Raw genomic sequence first — 12951 nt, 5'->3', positions numbered from 1 at the left:
CGTGACACGCCGTACGACGGTGCTTTTCGTCAGGGACTATCCCGCCGGGGCCCTCCAGAAGGCGCCGGAGATTGTCGGACAACGGCGGTAGTCCCGGGTCAAAAGCACCGGGACACGCCGGTGCAGGGTGCTTTTGGCCCGGGACTACCGCGAAGGGCTTGACACCACGCGTCTCGGGTGGGTGGGCCGCCGGCAGGCGGGGCTCAGGTGTCGGGGTCGTCGTGGACGCGGCAGGCGCGCTCGAGGAGGACGGCGGCGAGGACGGCGAGCAGGGCGCACACGCAGGCGGCGGAGGCGCCGATGATCCGGTCGTCGGCCTGGTCGGCGGCGTCGCCGACCCACGAGAGGGCGTAGCCGGCGTACCCACCGGCGACGAGGGCGGCGACGAGGGCGCTGGCACGGGCGAGGACCAGCCGGTTGACGGCCTGGTGGGCCTCGAGCCGCTCGCGGCGCACGTGGACGGCGCGGTGGGTCACCCAGGCGACGTAGCCGAGGATCCCGGCGAGCAGCAGCAGCGCGAGGGGCTGGGCGAGCGTCACCAGCGGGGGTACGACGCCCAGCCGGTCCGAGACCGGGTGCAGGGCCCACCCGCAGACGAGGCCCACGGCCGCCCAGCCGACGAGGGTCAGCGGCGGGGTGGGGCGCAGCGAGCCGGCCGGCTCCCGGCGCTCGTCAGGGTCGGGGTCGGGGTCCCGGTGGGCGGGGTCCCGGCTCACCGTGCGGCGGTCACTCGTACTCGAGGACCAGGTCGGGGCGCGGGGTGAGCCCCTCCGTGCCGACCTTCGCCAGCAGCTCGGCGACGGGGCCGTGGCCGAGGAACTCGGCGTCGGGCTCGAGGTCGAGCCACGGCTTGAGCACGAACGCGCGCTCGTGGGCCCGCGGGTGGGGCAGGCGCAGCTCGTCCTTGTCGCTGCGGCGGTCGCCGACGACGATCAGGTCCACGTCGAGGGTGCGCGGCGCGTTCTTCACCTCGCTGCGCAGGCGGTCGAAGGCGTCCTCGACGGCGAGGGCACGGTCGAGGAGGCGGTGCGCCGACAGCGTGGTGTCGGCGAGCACGACGGCGTTGAGGAACGGCTTGGAGTCCGGCGGGCAGCCCACCGGCTCGCTCTCGTAGACTGGGGAGACGCCGGTGACCCACACGTTCGGGGTGTCGGCGAGGGCCGCGACGCCGCCCTGGAGGTTGCCGAAGCGGTCGCCGAGGTTGGAGCCCAGCGCGATCACCACTCGCCGGATCGGACGCATCTCCCCGGTGAGGGTGTCCGCGTCGATGATGTTCGGGTTGGGGGTCTCGGTCATGCTCGGGCCTCTGCCTTTCCGGTTCGGTTTCCCGCTTCGCCTGCCACCTCGCGGTGGCGGGTGATGGTGAGGCGGACGTCCTGGAACGTCGCCTGGATGGGCGCGTCCGGCTTGTGCACCGTCACCCGCGCCCATTCAACACGACTGTCCATGAGAGCGACATCGGCCACCCTCTGGGCGAGGGTCTCGATGAGGTCCACGGGGTCGCCCTGGACGGCAGCGACGACGCGATCCACGAGGACGCCGTAGTCGACGGTCTCGCCCAGGTCGTCGGAGGCAGCGGCCGGCCTGGTGTCGACCCCGAGCACGAGGTCGATGACGAAGACCTGCCCGTCGCGACGCTCGTGGTCGAAGACGCCGTGGTGGGCGAAGCACTCGATGCCCAGGATGCTGAGCTCGTCGGTCACGCTGGTGCTCCTTCCGCCCGCTGCCCGATCAGCGGTTGTCCGCCCCACTGTGCCGCAACCGCCAAGGCGTCACGGTGCGCGCGCACATCGTGGACCCGCAGGCACCACACCGGCGCGCCCCCCAGGCCGGCGGCGAGCAGGGCCGACAGCGCGACGCCCGCGGCCTCCCGCTCGGGGATCGGGCGGGGCTCGCCGTGCTCGTCCTCCAGCAGCCGGCCGAGGAAGGTCTTGCGGCTCGCGCCGACCAGCAGCGGGAAGCCGAGGGACAGCTCGTCGAGGTGCCGCAGCAGCTCCCAGTTGTGGTGGGCGAGCTTGGCGAAGCCCAGGCCGGGGTCGAGGACCACCTGCTCGTCGGCGACGCCGGCGGCGCGGATCGCCTCGACCCGCTGCGCGAGCTCGGCGGCGACGACGGGGACCACGCCGCCGTCGTACTCGGTGAACTGCTGCATGGTCGCACTGTGCGCGCGCCAGTGCATCGCGACGTAGCGGGCGCCGCTGCGGGCGACGACGTCGAGGATCCCGGGGTCGGCGAGACCGCCGGAGACGTCGTTGACGATGCTCGCGCCGGCGTCGAGCGCGCGGGCGGCGACCTCGGCCCGCATGGTGTCGACCGAGACGGTGGCGCCCTCGGCGGCCAGCGCCTCGATGACGGGTACGACGCGGTCGAGCTCCTCCTCGAGCAGCGGCCTCGTGGCGCCGGGCCGGGTGGACTCCCCGCCCACGTCGAGGATGTCCGCCCCCTCGGCCAGCAGGCGCCGGCCGTGGGCGATCGCGCGCTCGGGGTCGTCGTACCGCCCACCGTCGGAGAACGAGTCCGGGGTGACGTTGACGATCCCCATCAGCAGCGGCGCGGTCACACCGCGACCCTATCCACCGCACGGCCCGCCGCGCGCCCTGCGCCGGGCGGTCGGGGGCGACCCGCACGGGCTAGACTCCCCGGCGGTCGTCGACCGGACAGCACTCCTCCTCTCCCCCTGGGTGGCACGCGATGCGCATTGGGCTCCGCCGGGACCTCGACGCGCCGGGTCACCTGCGCCGGCGGGTGGTGAGCCTGCCGCTGCCCCTGCAGCGCCGCCTGAACCGGCGCGAGCTGCCGATCCGGATGTACTGGTGGCGCCCGCCGCGGTTCCGCAACTTCGGCGACGAGCTCGCCGTCGACGTCATCGAGCGGCTGTGGGGGCTGCGCTGCGAGCACACCCCCCTCGCCAGCTGCGAGATGGTGAGCGTCGGGTCGCTGATGGAGCTGACTGCCGAGACCCGCCGGCCCGGGCAGGAGATCGACGTCTGGGGCTCCGGATTCATCAAGCCCGCCAGCGAGGACGTCGAGCACGACCTCGAGGGCCTGCGCATCTTCGCGCTCCGGGGGCCGGCGACCGCGCGCCGGGCCGGCCTGAAGCCCGCGGAGGTGCCGATGGGCGACCCCGGGCTGCTGGCGAGCCGGGCCTACCGCCCGGCGCGGGCCAGGAGCCACCGCATCGGCCTCGTCTACCACTACGCCGACGAGAAGGTCGCCGCGCTGGACACCGCGCGGGAGGACCCGCGGTTCCTGCTGATCGACGCGCGGCAGTCGCCGCGCAAGGTCGTCCACGACATCACGTCGTGCGAGCTGGTGCTGTCGTCCAGCCTGCACGGGATCATCGTCGCGGAGAGCTTCGGGGTGCCGGCGTACTGGGTGAAGCTGTCGGGTCGGCTCGCGGGCGGCCGCTACAAGTTCCGCGACTACTTCCGCGGGACCGGGCGCAATGACGTCGCGCAGCTGGACCTGGCGGAGTTCCTCGCCGACCCCGGTGCGGAGGCGGCGGCGATCCGCGACCACGTGCCGGTGCCGGACCTGGCGAAGCGGCAGGACGCGCTGATCCGCGCGTTCCCCTACAACCGGGTCCTCGACCTGACCTGAGGAGCGGCGGACCCCCCGACCGGCGGGTGGGCCGGGGCCGGAGGTCAGCCGCGCGGGCTGTGGATCAGCGACATCGCCTCGGCGCGGGTGGCGGGGTTGTGCATAATGCCCCGGACCGCGGAGGTGATGGTGCGCGCACCGGCCTTGCGGACGCCGCGCATGGTCATGCAGAGGTGCTCGGCCTCGATGACGACGATGACGCCGCGGGCCTCGAGGATGTCCATGAGGGAGTCGGCGACCTGCGTGGTCAGCCGCTCCTGGACCTGGGGCCGCTTGGCATAGACGTCGACGAGCCGGGCCAGCTTGGACAGCCCGGTGATCTTGCCGGACTCCGCCGGGATGTAGCCGACGTGCGCGACGCCGGTGAACGGCACCAGGTGGTGCTCGCACATCGACCACAGCTCGATGTCGCGGACCAGGACCATCTCGTCGTGGCCGAGGTCGAAGGTCGTGGTGAGCACGTCCTCGGGCGTCATCCGCAGGCCGGCGGTGAGCTCGGCGTACGCGCGGGCCACCCGGGCGGGGGTGTCGTGCAGGCCCTCGCGGTCGGGGTCCTCCCCCATCGCGTGGAGGAGCTCGCGCACCGCGGCCTCGGCGCGGGCCTGGTCGAAGGCGGGCACGTCGGCGGGGCCGCGGTCGGGGGCGGCGATCGGGTCGGTCACGCGTTCCTCAGGTGCCGGGGTTGGGCGACGGGGGCGTCGGGTCGCTCGACGGGGACGGCGGGCCGCCGTACACGTCGCCGCCGGGGCCCGGCGGGGTCAGGATGGCGCCGCCCTCCGGGCCGACCTCCTGCGGCTGGCCGTTCTGCTCGGCGCGGCGGCGGATCTCCTCGGGGATCTCCACGGGCGGGATGTCCGAGGGGATGCGCGTCGGCGAGCCGGTCCAGGCGGGCCGCTCGGGGCGGAGGCGCAGCGCGGTGAAGATCTCGGCGACCTCCTCCTTGTCGAGCGTCTCCTTGTCGAGCAGCGCGAGCACGAGCGCGTCGAGCACGTCGCGGTTCTCGACCAGGATGTCGAAGGCCTCCTGGTGCGCGGCGGCGAGGAAGTTCTTCGTCTCCTCGTCGACGATCGCGGCGACGTCCTCGGAGTAGTTGCGCGAGTGGCCCAGGTCGCGGCCCAGGAAGGGCTCGGAGTTGGACTCGCCCAGCTTGATCGCACCGAGGCGCTCGGTCATGCCGTACTGCGTGACCATCGCGCGGGCCAGCGCCGTGGCCTTCTCGATGTCGTTGCCCGCGCCCGTGGTCGGGTCGTGGAAGATCAGCTCCTCCGCCGCCCGGCCGCCCAGCATGTAGGCGAGCTTGTCGAGCATCTCCGAGCGGGTCTGGGAGTACTTGTCCTCGTCGGGCAGCACCATCGTGTAGCCGAGCGCACGGCCGCGCGGGAGGATCGTGATCTTGTGGACCGGGTCGGTGCCCGGCAGCGCCGCCGCGACGAGGGCGTGACCGCCCTCGTGGTAGGCGGTGATCAGCTTTTCCTTCTCCGTCATCAGGCGGGTACGACGCTGCGGACCCGCGATCACGCGGTCGATCGCCTCGTCGAGGGTCTCGGCGGTGATGACCTTCTTGCCGTTGCGGGCGGTCAGCAGGGCGGCCTCGTTGAGCACGTTGGCGAGGTCGGCACCGGAGAACCCGGGGGTGCGCCGCGCGACGGCCATCAGGTCGACGTCCTCGTAGAGCGGCTTGCCGCGGGAGTGGACGTCGAGGATCCGCTTGCGGCCGGCGAGGTCGGGGGCGTCGACCTGGATCTGGCGGTCGAACCGGCCCGGGCGCAGCAGCGCGGGGTCGAGCACGTCGGGACGGTTCGTGGCCGCGATCAGGATGACGCCGCCGCGCACGTCGAAGCCGTCCATCTCGACGAGGAGCTGGTTGAGGGTCTGCTCGCGCTCGTCGTGGCCGCCGCCCATGCCGGCGCCCCGGTGGCGGCCGACGGCGTCGATCTCGTCGATGAAGACGATCGCGGGGGCGTTCTCCTTGGCCTGCTCGAACAGGTCGCGGACGCGGGAGGCGCCGACGCCCACGAACATCTCGACGAAGTCGGAGCCGGAGATGGAGTAGAACGGGACGCCCGCCTCGCCGGCGACGGCGCGCGCGAGCAGGGTCTTGCCGGTGCCCGGCGGGCCGTAGAGCAGCACGCCCTTCGGGATCTTGGCGCCGACGGCCTGGAACTTTCCGGGCTCGGAGAGGAACTCCTTGATCTCGCCGAGCTCCTCGATCGCCTCGTCGCAACCGGCGACGTCGGCGAACGTGGTCTTGGGCATGTCCTTGCTGATCATCTTGGCCTTGGACTTGCCGAACTGCATGACGCCCCGGCCGCCGCCCTGGACGTTGTTCATCAAGAAGATGAACAGCAAGATGATCAGCGCGAACGGCAGCAGGGTGGCCAGCAGCGACCCGAGCAGGCTGGGCTGCGGGTTCTTGGAGTTCGACTCCTCGATCGTGCCCTTGTCGACCTGCTCCTTGACCGCGGCCAGGATCGCCTCCTGCTCGCCCTGGACGTAGTGCGAGAGGACCTTGTCGCCGCCGTCGCGGGTGCCGTCGTCGAGGGTCGCCTCGATCGCCTGGTCACCGTCGATGAAGGTGATCTCCTTGACGTCGCCCTGGGCGATGTACTTCTCCATGCGGGACGTCGGGATCTCGTCGAACCCGCCTCCGGGCGCGAGGAACTCGAGGGCGAGGACGACGGTCACGACCGCCACCACGATCCAGAGCCAAGGGCCCCTGAACACGCGCTTCACGTACTTACCCGCTCCCCACACTCCACGACAGGATCAGTCGACGGTACACGCCGCCCACGCACCCATTCTGTCCGGTCCATGGTGACCGGAGCCAGCGGAGCCCCCGTTCGGGGGCTCCCGCGGACGACAACGGGTGGCGCCGGCGTGGAGTTCCGCGGGGTCGCAGCAGGTGTGCGCGGGGGTCGGGTCGGGGTTCCGGGGCCGTGGCTGGCCCCGCCGGGTCAGGAGCAGGCGTCAGGAGTAGACGGCCGGCGAGAGGGTGCCGATGTCGCGCAGGTTGCGGTAGCGCTCGCGGTAGTCGAGGCCGTAGCCGACGACGAACTCGTTGGGGATGTCCCAGCCGACGTACCGGGCCGTGACCGGCATCTGCAGCGCCTCGGGCTTGCGCAGCAGGGTGGCGATCTCGACGCTGGCCGGGCCGCGCGAGCGCAGGCTGGAGGTCAGCCACGACAGGGTGAGGCCGGTGTCGATGATCTCGTCGACGATCAGCACGTGCCGGTTGGTGATGTCGGCGTCGAGGTCCTTGAGGATGCGGACCACGCCGGAGGACTTCGTGCCGGAGCCGTACGACGACACGGCCATCCAGTCCATCTCGACGTGCGACTTCAGCGACCGGGCGAGGTCGGCCATGATCATCACCGCGCCGCGCAGGACGCCGACGATGACGAGGTCCTTGCCCTCGTAGTCCCGGTCGATCTCGGCGGCCAGCTCGGCCACCCGGGCCTGGATCTGCTCCTCGGTGAAGAGCACCTCGACAAGGTCGTCCGCGACGTCGCTGGCGTGCATGGACGTCAGCCTGCCACAGGTGTCGCGCGGAACCGGAGGTGGGCGTCCTCGCGGTAGGCCGTGGTGTGACCTGGCAGCTGCACCTCGCCGTTGATCCCGCCCAGCGCGAGCTGGTGCAGGGCGGTGACGTGGACGTGGAACAGCTCGCTGTCACGGGCGCCGGCAGCCAGCGCGGCCAGGCGCAGCACCCGGGTCGCGACCGCCGGAAGCAGCTCGCGGAGGCCGGCGACCGGCAGCCCGTCGGCACCCGCCAGCGCGTCGTACGACGCCTGCGCGATCGCGTCCAGCGCCTCGACGTCGGCGCGGACCTGGTCAGCCGTGCGGGCCAGCGTCGCCGCGACACCGGGCCCGAGCTCGGCCTCCAGCACCGGCAGGACCCGGTGGCGCACCCGGACCCGGGCGAACCCGGGGTCGTGGTTGTGCGGGTCGTCCCACGCCTCGATGCCCTCGGCGAGGCAGGCGGCGACGGTGTCGTCGCGGGCCACGTCGAGCAGCGGGCGGGCGTAGTGGTCGAACCGGCGGCGCATCCCGGCGATGCTGCGGCCGCCGGAGCCGCGGGCCAGCCCGAGCAGCACGGTCTCGGCCTGGTCGTCGCGGGTGTGGCCGAGCAGGACGACGGCGGCGCCGAAGTGCTCACGGACCTGCTCCAGCACCTCGTAGCGGGCGCGGCGGGCCGCGGCCTCGACCCCGAGCCCGCCGGGGTCGACCTGCACCCGCGCGGTGGCGGTCTCGTCGGCGCCGAGCCCGGCCATCTGGGCGACGACGCGGGCGGCGTGCTCCGCCGACCCGTCCTGCAGGCCGTGGTCGACGGTCACCCCGACCACCCGGTGGCCGGGACGGCGGGCCTCGAAGACGGTCGCGCTCAGCAGCGCGAGGGAGTCCGCACCACCGGAGCAGGCGACGAGCACGGTGCTGCCCTGCTCGAGCGGACCGAGGACGCGTCGTACGCCCCGGCGCACGGCGGCGACGGCGGGGTGCAGGCCCATCGGCGCCTCCTCAGCCGAGGACGCGGCGGATCCAGCCCTCCGGGTCCGCGAGCTCGGACTTGCCGGGAAGGTTCTCCGGACCGGCCCAGACGGCGTTGAACTCCTCCATGCCGACCTTGTCGACGACGGCGCGCACGAAGCGGGCGCCGTCGCGGTACTGGGCCATCTTGGCCTCGAGGCCGAGCAGGCGGCGCAGCAGCCGGTCGAGGGTGCCGACGCCCTGGCGGCGCTTGGTGAACTTGCGGCGGATGTCGGCGACGCTGGGGATGACCGTGGGGCCGACGTCGTCCATGACCACGTCCGCGTGGCCCTCGAGCAGCGACATCATCCCGGTGACCCGGTCGAGCACCTCGCGCTGCTCGGGGGTGCTGAACATGTCGACGATGCTGCCGCCGGAGCGGGCCGACCTGACCGCCTCCAGCAGCCGCTCGCCGCCGCCGTCGAGCAGGCCGGCGGGGTCGACGGTCTCGCTGATCGCCTCGATCTCGGAGAAGAGGTGCTCGCGCATCCACGGCACGGCCGTGAACTGCACACGGTGGGTCTCCTCGTGCAGGCAGACCCAGAGCCGGAAGTCGTGCGGGTCGACGTCGAGCTCGCGCTCGACGTGGACGATGTTCGGCGCGACGAGCAGCAGCCGCCCGTGCGGGGCGTGGAACGGGTCGAACTGGCCGAGCACCTTGCCGGCGAGGAAGCCGAGCAGGCCGCCGACCTCGGCGCCGGTGACCTTTGAGCCGATCTTCACCCCGAGCCCGGAGGCGCGCTTGCTGGCGGCCAGCTTGGCGACCATCGGCTGCGTGGCGACCTGGAAGCCCTCGGCGTTGGCCTGCACCCAGCCCGGGCGGTCGACCACGAGGATCGGCGCGGTGCCGTCGGGGGCGTCGAGGCCGGTGAAGTCGCGGACCAGGCCGGTGGAGCGGTTGGCCCCGGCGCGCAGCTCGGCGACCGCGTCGTCGGCCTCGGCGCGGGTGACCACGGGGCCCTCCCCCGCGATGCGGCTGCCCAGCGCCACCGCCAGGCCCCAGTCGATCATCGGCGGCAGGTCCGCGCTCGGGTCGGGCGTGTGGTCGGGCATGGGGAGAGCGTAGACGGGGGCCGGGCGCGGCCCCCCGCGATCGGACCGGTCCGGAGGGTGGGCGCGGCAGGCCCAGGGGGCCCCAGGCGGCGTCCGGGCGGCGTCCCGGGCGTCAGCCGCCGCAGGAGCAGGCGCCGAGGCCGGCCGCGGCATCGTCCATCGCCACCCGGGCCAGGCCGCTGCGGTCGGGGCGCACCTTGTCGGCCATCAACGCGAACGCCATCAGGTTGCCGTCGCGGTCGACGGCGATGCCGGCCAGCGAGCTGACCCCGGTCAGCGTGCCGGTCTTGGCGCGCACCCGGCCGCGACCCTCGGCCGGTCCGTGGTCCATCCGGTCGGTGAGCGAGCCGGTGTAGCCCGCGACCGGCAGGCCGGACAGCACCGGGCGCAGCTGCGGGTGGTCGGGCGAGGCGGCCCAGCGCAGCACCTCGACGAGCACCTCGGGTGCGAGCCGGTTGTCGCGGGAGAGCCCGCTGCCGTCGTACAGGACGGAGTCGCCGAGGTCGATGCCGTTGGCGCCCAGCACCCGCTCGACCCCGCGCTGGCCCGCGGCGAAAGAGCCCTCGCCCTGGTCGGCGATGCCGATGTGGCGCAGCAGGACCTCGGCGGCGTTGTTGTCGCTGACCTCGAGGACCCGCTGAACGACCTGCGCGACGGTGGGGCTGCTGACCGACGCGACCGGGGTCGTCGTCGGGCCCGCGACGGTGCGGGTCGTGCGGCCGGCCACCTTGATCCCGGCGCGGACCAGCTCGCGGCGGAACTCCGCGGCGGCGCTCGGCGCCGGGTCGGGGACCTTGGTGGTCAGGTCGGGCGTGCGGGCCTGGTCGACCCACAGGGCACTGATCGGCGCGACCTCGGAGGGGAAGTAGTCGGGCCGCCAGCGTGGGTGCAGGGCGGGACCGGTGAACAGGGAGTCGTCGTACCCGAGCCGCACGGTGCGCACGCCGTCGGCGCGCAGGGCGGCGGCGGTGCTGCGGGCCAGGGTGCGGATGTCGGCGCGCTCGGGGTCGAAGGTGGGGCTCGCCGCGTCGCCAGCGCGGGACGGGGTGCGGGTGAGGTAGGGGTCGCCGCCGCCGACGAGCACCAGCCGCGGCGTGCGGCCCGAGGAGTCGAGGACGGTGGTGGTCTCGAAGGTGCGGTCCGGGCCGAGCACGAACAGCGCGGCCGCCGAGGTGACGACCTTGGTCGTGGAGGCGGGGATCGCCACCGGGCTGCCCTCGCGGGCGCGGTAGGCGAGCCCGGTGCCGTCCACGGGGCCGACGGCGGCGATCACGTGCTTGCCGAGGTCCCGGGCGTTCAGCCGGCGCAGCGCGCGGCGCAGGGCCGCCTCGTCGAGGGCACCGGCAGCGCGGGCGGGCTGGGCCAGCACCTTCGGCCGTACGACGGCCGGCACGTCGACCCCGGGAGGCGGCGCGACCGCGGCCGGGTCGGCGGGCTGCTCCGGCGCGCCGCGCAGCTCGTCCCACCAGTCCTCGGCGGCACCGGTCTGCCAGGCGACCCCGCCACCGGCGAGCAGCGCCACGCCGAGGACCCCTGCGACGGCCTTCCGGGCGCGCCCGGGACGCGCCTCGCCGTCGTTCCCGGACCTGCGCCTGCCCACGTGTCTCCTCCTGCGTGCGCGCCCGGGCCGTCCCACGATCGGCTCCCGACTGCGCGTTCCGGGACATTGTGCGGGACAATGCTGCGGACAGCGGCGCGGGGCAGGTCCGGGAACGGTTCACCGGCGCCCCGGCCGGCCCGCGCCGCGGGCGACGAATGAGTGTGTGGAGGAAGCCTGTGCTGGAGTTCGACGTCCTCGTGGAGATCCCCAAGGGGAGCCGCAACAAGTACGAGGTCGACCACGAGACCGGCCGGATGCGGCTCGACCGCTTCCTGTTCACCTCGACCATGTACCCCGCCGACTACGGCTACATCGAGGACACGCTCGGCCAGGACGGCGACCCGCTGGACGCCCTCGTCCTGCTGCAGGAGCCGACCTTCCCCGGCTGCCTCATCAAGTGCCGCGCCATCGGCATGTTCCGGATGACCGACGAGGCCGGCGGCGACGACAAGGTCCTGTGCGTCCCGGCCGGCGACCCGCGCATGGAGCACCTGCGCGACATCAACCACGTGCCGAACTTCGACCGGCTCGAGATCCAGCACTTCTTCGAGGTCTACAAGGACCTCGAGCCCGGCAAGTCCGTCGAGGGCGCCGACTGGGTCGGCCGCGCCGACGCCGAGGCCGAGATCGTCGCCTCCTTCGAGCGGTTCAAGGCCGAGGGCCACTGATCCTCCCCGGGCCCTGCCCGGACCACGAGCTCTGGGAGCCCGGCTGCGCACGCGGCCGGGCTCTCGTCGTACCCGGGGGTGGGAATCACCTCTTCAGCGGCGATTCCGTCGCTTCCTGACCGTTGCAACGGTCAGGAAGTGCGAGGAACGGTCAGGAAGTGCGGACGTCACGTCCGCGACGAGGACGGCTCCGCCGTGGTCGGTACGACGCTCAGCGCGGCGCCAGGACGTCGGCGAGCTCGGCCGCGAGGTCGGCCGGGTCGGCGTCGTCCTCGGGCGGCATGGTGACGTAGCTGGCGGCGAGCCGGGCGGTGGTGCGGGCGAAGGCGCGGGCGTCGTCGACGTCCGGCCAGGCCGCGCGGGCCATCTCCTCGAGCCGGCCGGTGACCAGGACGAGCAGGGGCGCAGCGTCGGCGGTGACGATGCGGACCAGGTCGGGGTGGGCGTCACCCTCGCGGACCCGGCCGATGAGGGGGTCGTCGGCGGCGGACTGGAGGTAGACGAGCAGCCCGTGCTCCAGCCCGGCGCGCGGGTCGCCGGGGTGCTCGGCGACGGCCTCGGCGATCACGTCGCACAGCGCGTCGGCGAGCGCGAGGGTGTAGGCCCGGGCGAGGCCGTAGCGGGAGCCGAAGGTGTTGTAGAGGGTCTGGCGGCTGACCCCGGCGTCACGCGCGACGGCCTCGAGGGTGACGTCGCCCCACGGCTGCTCGATCAGCAGGTTGCGCAGGGCCGCGAAGACGGCGGCGCTGCGCTCCTGCGCCGAGCGGCGGCGGGCCCGCTGGGGCCGGGAGGGGCGCGGTGGCAGGGGGACACGCATCAGCGCTTGACCCCGCGGAAGTAGCCGATCGCGCCGCTCACCTCGAGCACGACGTCGGCGACGCCCTGGCCGGCGAGCCAGCCCTCGAGGTCCGCGCTGGTGCAGCCGGGGCCGAGCAGGCCCGCGGCCCGGCCGCCGATGCGCAGCGGGGCGTAGCGGCGGCGGTCGTTGAGCAGCGCGCTGCCGGTGAGCACGCCGCCGGGTCGCAGCACCCGCGCGAGCTCGATGACCGCACGGGCCGGGTCGGGGAAGCAGTGCAGCCCGGTGAAGGTCACGACGAGGTCGAACGAGCCGTCCGCGAACGGCAGGTCACCGACGTCGGCGAGCTGCGGGTGGACCTGGTCGTCGACACCGCGCTGGCGGGCGGCGTCCATGGTGCGGTCGAGCATCGCCTGCGAGATGTCGGCGGCGACGTACTCGACACCCTGTCCGGGCCGCAGGCCGCGCAGCGCGACACCGCCGCCGCAGGGGATGTCGAGGACCTTCGCGCCGGGTGGCTGGCGGCCGATCTCGGCGGCCGCGCGGTAGAGCAGGCCCAGGTCGCTCTGGATGCCGGCCCGCCAGATCGCGCCGCCGGCGCGGGGGTGCTCCACCGTCCAGTCGTAGAACGACGCCCACAGCGGGTCGTCGGACCAGCCGCCGAGGCCGGGGACCCTGGCGACGGCGGCTCGCAGCAACCGGTGGGGCAC

The 12951-nt window shown here is 73.7% G+C and carries 14 protein-coding genes; 2 read left to right on the top strand and 12 right to left on the bottom strand.

The window, feature by feature from the left end; all coding sequences use genetic code 11:
* Positions 1 to 203 precede the first annotated feature (203 nt).
* The 4 genes from NOCJ54_RS0111075 to folP are packed head-to-tail and all read right to left on the bottom strand — an operon-like array spanning position 204 to position 2542.
* On the bottom strand, positions 204 to 716 hold the full coding sequence (locus tag NOCJ54_RS0111075; RefSeq protein ID WP_232221752.1) for a DUF3180 family protein: 513 nt from the start codon (positions 714 to 716) through the stop codon (positions 204 to 206).
* A gap of 10 nt (positions 717 to 726) precedes the next feature.
* Entirely contained in the window at positions 727 to 1296 is a 570-nt protein-coding gene (gene folK, locus NOCJ54_RS0111070; protein WP_028655558.1) for a 2-amino-4-hydroxy-6-hydroxymethyldihydropteridine diphosphokinase, read from the bottom strand.
* Positions 1293 to 1703: a dihydroneopterin aldolase gene (gene folB / locus NOCJ54_RS25205; protein WP_051485736.1), complete on the bottom strand. Its 411-nt coding sequence runs from the start codon at positions 1701 to 1703 to the stop codon at positions 1293 to 1295. The genes folK and folB overlap by 4 nt, the downstream gene beginning before the upstream one ends.
* Complete coding sequence (folP, locus tag NOCJ54_RS25200; RefSeq protein ID WP_051485750.1) at positions 1700 to 2542, bottom strand: dihydropteroate synthase; 843 nt, start codon at positions 2540 to 2542, stop codon at positions 1700 to 1702. The genes folB and folP overlap by 4 nt, the downstream gene beginning before the upstream one ends.
* 149 nt (positions 2543 to 2691) lie before the next feature.
* Here folP and NOCJ54_RS0111055 point away from each other — a divergent pair, with 149 nt between their 5' ends.
* Positions 2692 to 3600 (top strand): polysaccharide pyruvyl transferase family protein, encoded by a 909-nt coding sequence (locus NOCJ54_RS0111055; RefSeq protein ID WP_028655557.1) that lies wholly within the window; start codon positions 2692 to 2694, stop codon positions 3598 to 3600.
* A 44-nt stretch (positions 3601 to 3644) separates the two neighbouring features.
* On the opposite strand, the gene folE is transcribed toward NOCJ54_RS0111055, so the two are convergent.
* From folE to dacB, 6 genes are all read right to left on the bottom strand, one after another.
* A complete protein-coding gene (folE, locus tag NOCJ54_RS0111050; RefSeq protein ID WP_261376821.1) occupies positions 3645 to 4220 on the bottom strand; it encodes a GTP cyclohydrolase I FolE in 576 nt (191 codons plus the stop codon).
* Positions 4221 to 4269: 49 nt separating this feature from the next.
* Entirely contained in the window at positions 4270 to 6333 is a 2064-nt protein-coding gene (ftsH, locus tag NOCJ54_RS0111045) for an ATP-dependent zinc metalloprotease FtsH (protein WP_028655555.1), read from the bottom strand.
* 234 nt (positions 6334 to 6567) lie between these two features.
* The gene (gene hpt / locus NOCJ54_RS0111040; protein ID WP_028655554.1) at positions 6568 to 7119 is read right to left on the bottom strand and encodes a hypoxanthine phosphoribosyltransferase; all 552 of its coding nucleotides are present in this window, start codon (positions 7117 to 7119) and stop codon (positions 6568 to 6570) included.
* A 5-nt stretch (positions 7120 to 7124) separates the two neighbouring features.
* Positions 7125 to 8105, bottom strand: a complete 981-nt coding sequence (tilS, locus tag NOCJ54_RS0111035; protein WP_028655553.1) for a tRNA lysidine(34) synthetase TilS — start codon at positions 8103 to 8105, stop codon at positions 7125 to 7127.
* Between the two features lie 10 nt (positions 8106 to 8115).
* Positions 8116 to 9177 (bottom strand): zinc-dependent metalloprotease, encoded by a 1062-nt coding sequence (locus NOCJ54_RS0111030; RefSeq protein ID WP_232221751.1) that lies wholly within the window; start codon positions 9175 to 9177, stop codon positions 8116 to 8118.
* A gap of 112 nt (positions 9178 to 9289) precedes the next feature.
* On the bottom strand, positions 9290 to 10777 hold the full coding sequence (dacB, locus tag NOCJ54_RS25195; RefSeq protein WP_051485735.1) for a D-alanyl-D-alanine carboxypeptidase/D-alanyl-D-alanine endopeptidase: 1488 nt from the start codon (positions 10775 to 10777) through the stop codon (positions 9290 to 9292).
* A 179-nt stretch (positions 10778 to 10956) separates the two neighbouring features.
* Here dacB and NOCJ54_RS0111020 point away from each other — a divergent pair, with 179 nt between their 5' ends.
* Positions 10957 to 11445: an inorganic diphosphatase gene (locus tag NOCJ54_RS0111020; RefSeq protein WP_028655551.1), complete on the top strand. Its 489-nt coding sequence runs from the start codon at positions 10957 to 10959 to the stop codon at positions 11443 to 11445.
* Between the two features lie 211 nt (positions 11446 to 11656).
* On the opposite strand, the gene NOCJ54_RS0111015 is transcribed toward NOCJ54_RS0111020, so the two are convergent.
* Positions 11657 to 12262, bottom strand: a complete 606-nt coding sequence (locus NOCJ54_RS0111015) for a TetR/AcrR family transcriptional regulator (RefSeq protein ID WP_036517582.1) — start codon at positions 12260 to 12262, stop codon at positions 11657 to 11659.
* Positions 12262 to 12951, bottom strand: coding sequence for a class I SAM-dependent methyltransferase (locus NOCJ54_RS0111010; RefSeq protein WP_051485734.1), 690 nt, complete (start codon positions 12949 to 12951; stop codon positions 12262 to 12264). The genes NOCJ54_RS0111015 and NOCJ54_RS0111010 overlap by 1 nt, the downstream gene beginning before the upstream one ends.

It is taken from the genome of Nocardioides sp. J54 (assembly GCF_000519005.1).
In the GTDB taxonomy this organism is placed as follows: domain Bacteria; phylum Actinomycetota; class Actinomycetes; order Propionibacteriales; family Nocardioidaceae; genus Nocardioides.
Note: the sequence above shows the minus strand (reverse complement) of the source record. Positions and strands in the feature narration are given on the sequence as shown.

Bases quoted from the DNA above. Each gene is read 5' to 3' on its own strand.
- folK (WP_028655558.1), bottom strand. From the start codon at position 1,296: ATGACCGAGACCCCCAACCCGAACATCATCGACGCGGACACCCTCACC.
- folP (WP_051485750.1), bottom strand. From the start codon at position 2,542: ATGGGGATCGTCAACGTCACCCCGGACTCGTTCTCCGACGGTGGGCGG.
- NOCJ54_RS0111055 (WP_028655557.1), top strand. From the start codon at position 2,692: ATGCGCATTGGGCTCCGCCGGGACCTCGACGCGCCGGGTCACCTGCGC.
- hpt (WP_028655554.1), bottom strand. From the start codon at position 7,119: ATGCACGCCAGCGACGTCGCGGACGACCTTGTCGAGGTGCTCTTCACC.
- tilS (WP_028655553.1), bottom strand. From the start codon at position 8,105: ATGGGCCTGCACCCCGCCGTCGCCGCCGTGCGCCGGGGCGTACGACGC.
- NOCJ54_RS0111030 (WP_232221751.1), bottom strand. From the start codon at position 9,177: ATGCCCGACCACACGCCCGACCCGAGCGCGGACCTGCCGCCGATGATC.
- NOCJ54_RS0111015 (WP_036517582.1), bottom strand. From the start codon at position 12,262: ATGCGTGTCCCCCTGCCACCGCGCCCCTCCCGGCCCCAGCGGGCCCGC.